The sequence below is a fragment of the Verrucomicrobiota bacterium genome, from assembly GCA_016871535.1.
Lineage (GTDB): Bacteria > Verrucomicrobiota > Verrucomicrobiia > Limisphaerales > SIBE01 > VHCZ01.
Genome location: VHCZ01000212.1, coordinates 1 through 10,895 on the forward strand (window position 1 = coordinate 1; position 10,895 = coordinate 10,895).

Genomic DNA, 10,895 nt, shown 5'->3' on the forward strand with positions numbered 1-10,895 from the left:
GTTGTGACCCTTCAACGAACTCGCTTGTGGTCTTGCCTCGGGAGTTCACCACGATTTTGCCACCTCTTCGGCGGCCTTCTTCACAAAGGGCGAGAACAAATCGATCGGCACGGGAAGGAAAGTCGTCGTGTTATGCTCGCTGGAAATCTCCCGCATCGTCTGGAGGAAGCGCAATTGCAGTGCGATGGGCTCGGTGCTGATCATGCCGGCGGCCTGGACAAGCTTCTCGGCGGCTTGATACTCGCCTTCGGCATTGATGATTTTCGCGCGCCGTTCCCGCTCGCTTTCCGCTTGCTTGGCCATCGCGCGCTTCATGCCCTCCGGCAGCACCACGTCCCGAACCTCCACTGCCGTCACCTTAACGCCCCAGGGATCGGTCTGGCGGTCGATGATCTCCTGAAGCGTTTGATTGATCTTGTCCCGGTGCGAGAGCAATTCGTCCAACTCCGCCTGGCCAAGCACGCTTCGAAGCGAGGTTTGGGCGATCAGCGAGGTGGCTTTGAGATAATTCTCGACTTTGACCACTGCCGCCACGGGATCGACCACGCGAAAATACACAACCGCATCGACGGTTACCGGCACATTGTCGCGCGTCATCACTTCCTGCTTGGCGACGTCGATGGTCACCACGCGCAGGTCCATGCGCACCATGCGGTCCACATAAGGGATCAGCACAATGAGTCCGGGGCCTTTGCCTCCGACGAGATTGCCGAAGCGAAAGATGACTCCGCGTTGGTATTCCCGCAGGATGCGGAACGTTTGAGGCAGGATCACGCCGGCGACGACGCCGAGCACGACGATCCACGTCGCGACCGTTAGGATTGTAGAGAAACCTTCCATAACATTTCCTGAGGTTGGTGGCTAAGCTGCGGCGGGCTGTGCCGGACCGAGAACAGGACGGTCACTATTGTGACCCGCGTGTCTTGGTCATGATTGGCCCGCATGCCGATAAGCTAGGCCGAAATCCTTCGCGCTGCCTGTACCCATCTTGCTCTTCTCTTTGCTATTTTTGGCTTGCCGCTGGTTGTTCCTAGCAATTCTCATTTTGTTAGGCTCGCGGCGTATGGTGTTCACCCTTCAGGGTGCCTGTCGCACCCCAAACACGCTAAAGCGTGGACACCAAACGGGCGTCGATTGCCAAATGAGAATTGGTGGGTCGTTCCTCGCTTGTCTTGCCGCAGCGGGCGGCCTAGATTGTTGCGACCTTGGAAGGGCGGAGGATCGCTCCCGGCGCAAGTTGGGGGAGGAAAGTCCGAACTCCACAGGGCGCGATGCCGCGTAACCCTGAATGATTTCGGGGATAAACGCGGGCAGCGACGCCGCGAGGCGTCCTGACGGAAAGTGCCACAGAAAATTAAACCGCCCTGGAGATTTCAAATTTCAAATGTGAGATCTCCGGAGCAAGGGTGAAAAGGTGGAGTAAGAGCCCACCGCCCCAAGAGCAATCGCGGGGGCACGGAAAACCCCATCGGGAGCAAGGCCAAATAGGAAACCGCGGAGTGGCCCGCTCCAAGGCCAGAGTAGGGCAGGCTTCCAGCCTGCCCAGAAGAAGGCGGGACACCCGCCCTACTCTGGCCCGGTTTCGGGTACTGGCCGCTAAGATAAATGATTCTCTCCCCCGGCCTCGGCCGGGGCAGACAGAATTCGGCTTACAGCCCTTCCAAGGTCATCAGGCGTAAAACGTAATTCGTAATTCGTGATCAGTAAGGCGAGTCCCAATTCGTAAGAGATGGGAGACGGCGACTCGGCGAGTTGACTCAGTAAGATCGAACGGCGCTTACGTTTTACGTTTTACGTTTCAGGCTCCGCCGCTACGCTCGCGCTCGACCTCACTCATGCAAACACGACGCAAATTCCTCTCCACCGTTGCCGGAAGCCTTGCCGCCGTTCCTTTCGCTGCGCGCGCCCTGGCCGCCCAACCTCAACGCCGCAAGCGCCTGGCCATCATCACCACAGAATGGCGGTTTCATTCCCATGCCTGGCACATGGGCGAGCGGTTCCTCGTCGGGTATCCGATCCGCGGGAAATGGCACCGGCCGCCCATCGACGTCGTGTCGGCTTACATCGATCAAACTCCGGAGAACGATCTGAGCCGCCAGCGCGCGAAGGAATTTGGGTTTGGGATTTATCCGACCATCGCCGAGGCGTTGCGTTGCGGCGGAAGCAAACTCGCCGTCGATGCCGTGCTGATCATCGGCGAACACGGCCGCTATCCCAACAACGAGATCGGCCAGAAAAAATATCCGCGCTACGAATTCTTCAAACACGTGGTCCACGTTTTCCGGGAAGACGACCGGAGCGTGCCCGTCTTCAACGACAAACATCTTTCCTGGAACTGGGATTGGGCCCTAGAAATGGTCGAGACCGCGCGCGAACTGAGGTTCCCTTTCGTGGCCGGATCGTCGCTGCCGCACACGTGGCGAATGCCGTCGATTGATCTGCCCTACGCCGCGAAAGTCGAAGAAGTGATGTGCGTGGCCATCGGCAGCGTGGACAGCTACGACTTTCATGCCCTGGAAGTCATCCAGTGCATGGCCGAGCGCCGGCGCGGCGGCGAGACCGGAGTGATCTCGTTGCAGGCCTTGCGCGGAGACGCAGTCTGGACGGCGATGAAGGCAGGCTCGTGGGTGTCAGGCGGCTGGGATCCGAAGCTGTTCGAAGCCTGCCTTTCCCGAAGCCAAACCCTCGGGCAGCCGCCGACTTACAGTCATCGCTATCCGACGGACGAGCAGATCCGCCAGTTTGTAAAGGATCCCGTGGTTTACCGGTTCGAGTACGCGGATGGCCTCAAAGCGACGATGCTGTTGATGAACGGGCTGGTCGGCGATTTCAATTTTGCTGCGCGACTCAAAGGGCGTTCGGAACCGCTCTCGACTCTGTTCTACCTGCCGCCGAACCCGAACGTCGTTTATTCCGCAGCGCTCATGGCTCAGGTGGAGAAAATGTTCCTGACCGGCCGCGCAACGTTTCCGATTGAAAGGACGCTGATCACGACGGGGCTTGTGGCCGCGGGCATGCAATCGCTGGCCGCCGGACAGAAGCGCCTCGAAACACCCCACCTGGCTTTGCGTTATCGGGCGCCGCGCGAATCGACCTTCTGGCGAGATTGAGATCGGGACGTTTCAAGAATTGCAGCCTGTTGAGTGATTTCGCGCCCAACTCGCTCCGCTGGGACGCATCTGTTTAGCGTTGGTAGGGACGGATTCCACTCCGTCCCTGACTAACCCTTGAGGCGTCTCTTGAAGGGAGAGACGGACCACGGAAAAGCCAGGAGCCTCCGTTGGCCCATCGCCCGATTGACACTATGGCCCGGGCGGCCCGAAGGCAAACGGACGCATTCCTATTCCATCGGGCCCTGAAATCCTCGCCAGACTCCGCAAACCGCACCCGCGCCTGATAGTTTCCTCCGCCGATGAGTTTGCGCAATTGAAGCAGCGCGTCTCAGAGAACCCAACGCTCCGGAGCTGGCAGACGAAACTGAAGGAACGCGCTCAGCGCATCCTCACGGATCCTCCGTCCCGCTACGAAATCCCGGATGGACTTCGTCTCTTGAGCACGAGCCGGCGCGTGCTGGATCGCAGTTGCACACTCGGATTGCTTTTCCGTCTGGAGAACGATTCGCGTTACGCCGAGCGGCTTTGGAAAGAACTGGAGGCCGCCGCCGCGTTCCCGGATTGGAATCCGCGACACTTTCTCGACACCGCCGAGATGACCCACGCCTTCGCCATTGCTTACGATTGGCTGTTCGACGCCTGGTCGCCAGACCAACGCCGGGTGATCCGGACGGCGATGGTGGAAAAGGGGCTTCAGCCTGCTCTGAAAACGTATCGTGGCACCGGGCCCGGCATAATTGGAACCAGGTGTGCAACGGAGGAATTGGGATCGGGGCCCTGGCGCTCGCAGATGACGAACCGGAACTCGCCGGAGAAATCCTGCGCGCCGGCCTTGAATCCATTCAAATCGCCATGGCCGAGTTTGCGCCCAACGGCGCGTGGAAGGAAGGGCCCGGTTACTGGAACTACGCGACCGCCTACAACGTGGCTTTCCTGGCTGCGCTGGAGACGGCGCTCGGAACCGACTTCGGACTCGCCCACATTCCCGGCTTCGCGGACACGGGTGCCTTCCCGGTGTACCTGACGGGGCCGCTCGGACGCACCTTCAACTACGCAGATGGCAGTGATGGCGCCATTCGCGCCGCGCAAATGCACTGGCTCGCGTGCAAGTTCGAGCGGCCCGCGTACTCGGATTACCAGGCCAAAGTGGCATCGCCCTCGGCCCTCGATTTGATTTGGTTCCGCCCGACGGCGGCGTCCTCTCCGGCGCCAGACCCGCCGCTGGATAAATATTTTCGCGGTGTCGAAGTGGCGACTTTTCGGAGCGCGTGGAACGATCGGGACGCGGTTTTTGTCGGGTTCAAGGCGGGCGACAACAAAGCCAACCACAGCAATCTTGATCTGGGGACGTTTATCCTCGATGCCCTCGGCACGCGGTGGGCTTTGGACCTCGGCGCGGACAACTACAATATGCCCGGTTACTTCGGCAAACAGCGCTGGACCTACTATCGGATGCGCGCGGAAAGCCACAACACGCTGGTGCTGAATCCGGGTCTCTTGAACCTGGTAGGGCCGCGTTGCCGCGCAGCCGGTTTTCAGTCGATGCGGCGGCGCAGCAGCGCCTCCCTACCATCGACGAGTTCAAGGGCCATGTGCATCGCACTGAGGCCATGGCCGCTTCCCATGAACCGTTCCTCCGGACCGTGGCCTTTAGGCCGCTTCAACGCTGGACCTCGGAGAGTGCGCGGAAGCAGCCTGAAGGCTGCGGTCCGCACGGTTTTCAGTTCAAGGGCCATGTGCAGGTCCTTCTGGAACAGGAAGCTTTCCAGATTGACCCGATTCGGACGGATGTTCGGCCTGTTGCTCCTCAGTTTTGTCTGCAATTCAACCCTGGCCGAACTGGCCGTGACCGAAGCGGGCCAGAGCAAGCACAGGATTGTCATTAGCGCCGAGGCCACCCCATCCGAGCGATACGCCGCGGAGGAGTTGCAGAATTACTTGCAGCGAATTGGCGGGGTTAAGCTGCCCATCGTCACCGATAGCGAAGCGTCCGGGTCCCATCAAATCCTGCTCGGCGACAACGCGAGTCTCCGAAAGCTCGACGCCGGCATCGTGCTCAGCAAACTTGGCACGGACGGCTTCGTGCTGCGCACCGGGCCGGATCGGTTGATCATCGCCGGCGGCAAGCCGCGCGGCACCTTGAATGGAGTTTATGCGTTGCTCGAGGAACGATTGGGGGTCCGCTGGTTCACGTCCGAGGTGGAAATTGCGCCCAAGCTTGAGAGCATCAAGCTGCCTGATTTGAATGAGACGCGCATCCCGGCGCTGCAATATCGCGAGGTGTTCTGGACCGAAATGATGCGCGACGCGGATTTCGCGGCGCGTCACCGCCTCAACGGCCAGCATCACAAGCTGGCGGAGAAACACGGCGGACGCGCGGCCGTTTATTTCCCGTTCGTGCACAGCTTCGACCTGCTCATCCCGCGCGAGCTGCATAAAGAGCATCCCGAATACTTTCCGCTGATCAACGGCCAGCGCGCCGACGGCTACGTGCAGCGCTGCCTGTCAAATCCCGACGTGCTCAAGCTGGCCATTGCGCGCGTACGCCAATGGATCCAGGAACATCCCGAAGCCACGATCATCAGCGTCTCGCAGAACGACACCGGCAAATGGTGCCAGTGCGAACCGTGCAAAGCGCTGGACGACGCGGAAGGAAGCCCGGCGGCTTCCATGATTCGGTTCGTCAATGCCATTGCCGAAGCCATCGAGGCTGATTACCCGAAGGTCCGCATCGACACGCTGGCTTACCAATACACCCGCAAGCCGCCGAAAACCCTCCGCCCGCGAAAGAACGTCATCGTTCGGCTGTGCTCGATCGAATGTTGTTTCGCGCATCCGCTGGAGAGTTGCCCGTCGCAGGAGAACCAGCGTTTTCGCGAAGACATCGTGGCCTGGGAGCCGATTGCGCCGTCGTTGTATGTCTGGGATTACACGCCGAACTTCGCGCATTATCAGCAGCCGTTTCCGAATTTCGATGCGCTGCAGGCGAATGTCCGGTTCTTCGCAAAGCACGGCGTGAAGGGCTTGTTCGAGCAGGGGAATTATTCCGCTGGCGGGAACGGCGAGATGGGGCCGCTTCGCGCCTACCTGCTGGCGAAGCTGCTCTGGAATCCGGACACGGATGTGCGGCGTCACGTCGAAGAGTTTCTCCAGGCGTACTACGGCAAGGCAGCGTCACGCATCCACGACTATCTGGAGCACCTGCACCGTTCGGTCCGGGAAGAAGGCTATCACGCGCACATTTTCGAGCCACCGACCGTCCCGTATCTCAGTGCGGAAATCATGGCGGAAGCCGAGAATATTTTGAACGAGGCTGAAGCCCTCGCCGAGAACGAGACCTTTCGCTTCCGCGTGCAGGTGGCGCGGTTGCCGGTGTGGTACGTCAAGATCGCGGCGAAACGCGTCGCGGACTATGAGCGAACTGAATTGGTGAAACAGTTTCTGGCGGCCGCGCGGAAAGCTGGAATCTCCCACATCAGCGAAAGCAAGAGCCTCGACGCCTGGGCCAAGCAGATGGGACAGTGAGATCGACTTAACCTGGATCCGTGGAGCATCTCGATCCGGAGACAAACCGCAGATGGACGCGGACGAACGCAGATTGGGGAGTTGCCTCCTATTCCTGCAAAAGGCGAAGCAGAGTTGATTCGCAGCCCATTCCCGTCTGCGTTCATCTGCGTTCATCGGCGGTTGAACCACCGTTTCCACGGGCGGTCAGCGGTTCGAATCCTCGCGGGACGGTGCCGCTGATGCCGCATTCGAGGAGACGCCGGTTTGCGACTGGGGCTGCGACCACAAACGCACGCCGTTCCGGCTCCGATTCTCGAGCGTCCAGGTGAGGCCGAGCTTTCCGGATTGGAATTTCTCAACGAACGGAGCGCCGTTCTGGATCCAGCGCACGAGCAGCAGAATTTCCTCGGCGCTAAGGCATGGTTTGCCCTCCGGCGGCATAGCCTCGTCGTGGTCGCCTGGCAGCAGGATGCGCCGGACGAGTTCACTGTGCATCGGATCTTTGGGCCGAATGGCCTCCAACCCGCTCTCACCGCCTTTGAAGGCAAGGGCGGTTTGGTCCAGACGGTACGCGCCTTTCTGTTTTTCGGGACCATGGCAAGCGATGCACTTCGCCTCGAAGATCGGTTGAATCGTTTCCACAAAGTGATTTTGCTCCGTGTTGAAAACTATCTCTCGGCCGGGTTCCCCGGATTCCTCGTCCTCCAGGAGCGCCTTGACGAACTGGGGCGCATTTTGGACGAGGTATTTTGATCCGTGCGTCAGGTTTCCTCCGAGGTGACCGCCGATCACCAACGCAACCAGGGACAGAATCAGCAAGCTTCGATAGCCGGCTCGAAGCACGCGGTTGGCCTCGCCGCCGTGCCGCCAGCGGAGTTGGAGGAACAGCGTGAGCAGTGTCAGAAGCGGTATGGCCAGTCCAAAGAGTCGATGCAGCCCCAATCCTCTGGCGTCGTAACTCCCGCTGCCCGCGCGCATCAATCCCAGCAGCGCCGCCGCGACCCCGCTGAGCAGGCTAAGCAGAATCACCAACGAAGTGATCCGCTGGAGTTCGCGGCTGGGACGCCGCACGCCGTAAAGTTCGAGGATGAAGGCCAGAGTCAAGAACCCAATCGGATAGTGCAGCACGACGGAGTGGAACGGCGCCAGAAAAGGGCGCCATTGAAAGATGCGGATGGACACCGAGTGATCTGTCGGCGCAGGAATCCCCCCGCCCGCCGCTGGAGCCGCCGCGAGGCTGACGCCCGCCATCAGGATAAGAACCGCAATCCAAGAACATCTCACCGGCGACATGCAACAAGGGGAGATGAAGATTGGACGAAGCATTGCGCGGACAGTTTCATTTCATCTCCTTCGATCCGTCGCATCTCTGGGGCCCGTGTCTCGCTACAGATTCCAGTAGGCGGGGAGGTTGGGTTTGGTTTCGGCCAGGATCTCGAAGATTGCGCGTTTTGTTTCCGCGGGAAGTTTTTGGTACTCAGCGCTTCGATCCTCCCCGGTCAGGATCGCCCAGAGGCGATGATAGAGATGTTGCCGCATCGGATAGGGAAGACGCTCGAATGCGTCCGAGTAAATCATGTAGCTGCAAGGGAACTTGAAGAGCCGTGTCTTCAAGTCCAGTTGGCGCAGCGAGCGGCCTTGCTTGTCCCTCGGGCCTTGCGCTTCAAACCACGAGGCGAATTCGCGATCCCCTTCGATGCGGCCCGGAATTGGCACTTCATCGGCGAACATCAGATAATTCAAGAAGGCTTCGCTCAAATGGTTTAAGGAGCGGACGTGGCCGGACTGTCGCAAGGCTGCCTCCGACTCGTAGTTGAGGCGGGTGAGCAGATTCTGCATCTGAATCTGATGTTCAAAAATCATCAAGGCCACGATGTCACTGCTCGGACGCGGGTAGAGGGATAGATCACCCGATCGGCCCAGCGCGTTCAAATCCGGCGTGGCGTTGGACTCTGGCTCCCGCTGGATCCGTTCTGCTGGGCTGAACTTGTTTCCGCGATGCACCAAGCCTCCGTAGTCGCCGGTGACGAACCACCCACCCCAGCGCTCGTGCAGGGGTGTGGCATGGTTGATTTGGGGACTTCCGCTCAGGAGGTCCACTTCACCTTCCGAACTGGTCTGGAAAGAGCGAATCAGCGGTCCGGGAACGTCCAGAGTTCGCGGGGAGACATGGCATTCCAGGCAACGATTGTCCCGCTGCATTCGAGTCGCCGGTCGCTCTGCTTGGTCCAGAGTGTAGAACACGGCGCCGAGTTTGGGATCGACCGACAGGATCTCGATCATTGGCGCACCCGGAATCCACGCCACGCATACGGCGTCGTTGAAGAAAATCGCGCGGGGATGCTTGGGGGAAATGTGCGGGCGTTGGAGAGAAGTTTTCGAGAAGACCAGCAATTGGGACGCCGGCGAGACGTTCAGTTCCTTCAGAAGCGACATCAAGTAACCGAACTGCTCGTCACGAGCCAACTTCACCTCACCCCGCTCGATTCGCCTCTGCAGATGCGCGACGGCCGTCGTGGGTTCCAGTCGGGAGTAATTCGTCAACTCGAAGTCGTAAGCCGCCAGCGGCTGCGGGCCTTGATAAGCCTGTGCTTCACCCAGACGAGGAAGGAGGCAGGCGCAAGCAATGACCGTCGCGCAGATTGCTGGCACGCCGTATCGCGGAATTGCATTCCGCAGGCTCCGGACCAGTTCCAAAGCCAAGGGACTTGCCGCCACGCTGCCGACGGCAAACTGGGGATACAGCGTAGCGCGGCGTTGCCGCAACCCAAAGGGAGCGCGGCTGGGGTCGAAGACCCAGCCGCAGCCTGTTCGAACTGTTGGCGTGCTGCGGCTGGTGCTGCGCACACAGCCGCGTTCCTGGAAAAACTGTGGTGGCTTCACTTCTTCTCCCGGTGTTTATCGTGGCAGGCGGCGCATGCTTTCGTCATTTGGTCGAATGCGGTCTTGGCCGCAGCGACATCTTTGGCTTCGATGGCCTTCAACACTTCCGCGCTGCCTTCGCGTAACGTCTTGCCCGCCGCGTTGGCCCAGACGCCATCCGGGCATCGGCCATCTTCCATCAGCAGATAGCTGGCTTCGTTGATCAAGACGGCGTGCACGGCCAGTTCCGCCCAGGTTTCATCCTTGGAGGGCCCGGCGTTCAATCCATCCTTGAGGGCTGTGCAATGCGGTTTCATCACGCCCTTCATCCACTGGGCGGTCTTCATCGGCCGCGTCTTACCCACTTTGACTTGAGCCGTCACCCCGCCGACGGCCAGAAGGATTGTCAACGTCGCGTAGAGGCGTCCTTTTCGATGGAAGCTATGGAGTGTGTTCATGGAAGATAGTGGCTGCGCTTGTTTTGGATTCGGTTGCTGGACCTTTTTTGGTCGAGTGAGATTAGCACGCGGTTAGACATCCGGTATCCACGCTTTTTGGCAAAAGCTCACCCTCTTTTGCTCGACCACCCGATGCATTCACGCCCGGCGGCCGTGGCCAATTTCACTCACCATTCTGTGGGTCAGCCCAGATGCGACCTGCCGCCGACTACTTCCTGAACTCAAGCTGCCAGGCCCCATCCTGGAGCTGCCGGGAACGAACGGAAAAACCTTCGTTCTCCAGCTTGCGCCGCAACGGAACGGGATCAAACGGAGCGATTAACTGAAAAGCCTGGCCCGGAATCAGCGTGGCGACGGCTTCGTCGATCGCGTGGCAAGGCGGCTCGCCTCGTTGAAAGTACGGGCGCGTGTCCAGCACGAGCGGCTGCACAAAATCGATCGATTGCGTTTCCGGCGCTGCAGCGGCCTTCTTCCGGGGCACGAATCCAGGATCTGGAAACAGGCCTTTGCTGATCCGGACGCGCCAGATGTCCGGGCCTTGCGCTTCGTACGACCAATGGAATTGCCCGGCGAACTTGCAGGCAAACTGATAGTAAAGCGGCAGCGGATCGTGGTCGTTGAGGAGGAGCAGCGACTCGCCGTCAGGAAGCTCATTCCAGGCGCCGAAAATGGCCGGGTGCTTTTGTCGCGGCGGGATGATCCGCACGTCGATGGTGTGTTCCGTCGTTTTTGTCATAGTCGAAACAAGTTACAGTAGTGGCGAGTCGCCGAAAGTGCTTTGATGAAAATCAAAGTCCGTGGCTGGCCAGAGAGACTTGAAGTCTTGTCCATCGGGAATCTCGGAAGGAGCGGCTAAAACGCCCGCACCAGTTCCATCATTTCCCGATCCAATTTGTGGCCGCGAAAATTGTCGTAAGCGACGTCCTGCCGGTTGCTGTCCAGGAATCCGAACGAA

At 59.8% G+C, this 10,895-nt stretch carries 7 protein-coding genes and 1 other RNA gene; 3 read left to right on the plus strand and 5 right to left on the minus strand.

Translation table 11 applies throughout. The features are described from left to right. Window positions 1-45: 45 nt before the first annotated feature. Window positions 46-840, minus strand: a complete 795-nt coding sequence (locus FJ398_21190; protein MBM3840430.1) for a slipin family protein — start codon at window positions 838-840, stop codon at window positions 46-48. Between the two features lie 365 nt (window positions 841-1,205). Between FJ398_21190 and rnpB the strand changes: the two genes are divergently transcribed. From rnpB to FJ398_21205, 3 genes are all read left to right on the plus strand, one after another. After that, an RNA gene (rnpB, locus tag FJ398_21195) (RNase P RNA component class A) lies at window positions 1,206-1,668 on the plus strand. A 167-nt stretch (window positions 1,669-1,835) separates the two neighbouring features. After that, on the plus strand, window positions 1,836-3,110 hold the full coding sequence (locus FJ398_21200) for a hypothetical protein (GenBank protein ID MBM3840431.1): 1,275 nt from the start codon (window positions 1,836-1,838) through the stop codon (window positions 3,108-3,110). A gap of 750 nt (window positions 3,111-3,860) precedes the next feature. Next, the gene (locus tag FJ398_21205; GenBank protein MBM3840432.1) at window positions 3,861-6,638 is read left to right on the plus strand and encodes a DUF4838 domain-containing protein; all 2,778 of its coding nucleotides are present in this window, start codon (window positions 3,861-3,863) and stop codon (window positions 6,636-6,638) included. Window positions 6,639-6,824: 186 nt separating this feature from the next. Here the strand turns inward: FJ398_21205 and FJ398_21210 are convergent, their stop codons facing one another. The 4 genes from FJ398_21210 to FJ398_21225 all read right to left on the minus strand — a co-directional run bounded on the left by FJ398_21210 (window position 6,825) and on the right by FJ398_21225 (window position 10,676). Then, complete coding sequence (locus FJ398_21210) at window positions 6,825-7,946, minus strand: hypothetical protein (protein MBM3840433.1); 1,122 nt, start codon at window positions 7,944-7,946, stop codon at window positions 6,825-6,827. 60 nt (window positions 7,947-8,006) lie between these two features. After that, window positions 8,007-9,503, minus strand: a complete 1,497-nt coding sequence (locus tag FJ398_21215) for a hypothetical protein (GenBank protein MBM3840434.1) — start codon at window positions 9,501-9,503, stop codon at window positions 8,007-8,009. Then, window positions 9,500-9,940 (minus strand): cytochrome c, encoded by a 441-nt coding sequence (locus FJ398_21220; GenBank protein MBM3840435.1) that lies wholly within the window; start codon window positions 9,938-9,940, stop codon window positions 9,500-9,502. Before FJ398_21220 ends, FJ398_21215 begins: the two co-directional genes overlap by 4 nt. Window positions 9,941-10,148: 208 nt before the next feature. After that, window positions 10,149-10,676 (minus strand): DUF2249 domain-containing protein, encoded by a 528-nt coding sequence (locus tag FJ398_21225; GenBank protein ID MBM3840436.1) that lies wholly within the window; start codon window positions 10,674-10,676, stop codon window positions 10,149-10,151. Window positions 10,677-10,895: the final 219 nt, after the last annotated feature.

What these genes read in the sequence shown, in the direction of transcription:
- FJ398_21190 (MBM3840430.1), bottom strand. Translation starts at nt 840, where the DNA reads ATGGAAGGTTTCTCTACAATCCTAACGGTCGCGACGTGGATCGTCGTG.
- FJ398_21200 (MBM3840431.1), top strand. Translation starts at nt 1,836, where the DNA reads ATGCAAACACGACGCAAATTCCTCTCCACCGTTGCCGGAAGCCTTGCC.
- FJ398_21210 (MBM3840433.1), bottom strand. Translation starts at nt 7,946, where the DNA reads ATGCTTCGTCCAATCTTCATCTCCCCTTGTTGCATGTCGCCGGTGAGA.
- FJ398_21220 (MBM3840435.1), bottom strand. Translation starts at nt 9,940, where the DNA reads ATGAACACACTCCATAGCTTCCATCGAAAAGGACGCCTCTACGCGACG.
- FJ398_21225 (MBM3840436.1), bottom strand. Translation starts at nt 10,676, where the DNA reads ATGACAAAAACGACGGAACACACCATCGACGTGCGGATCATCCCGCCG.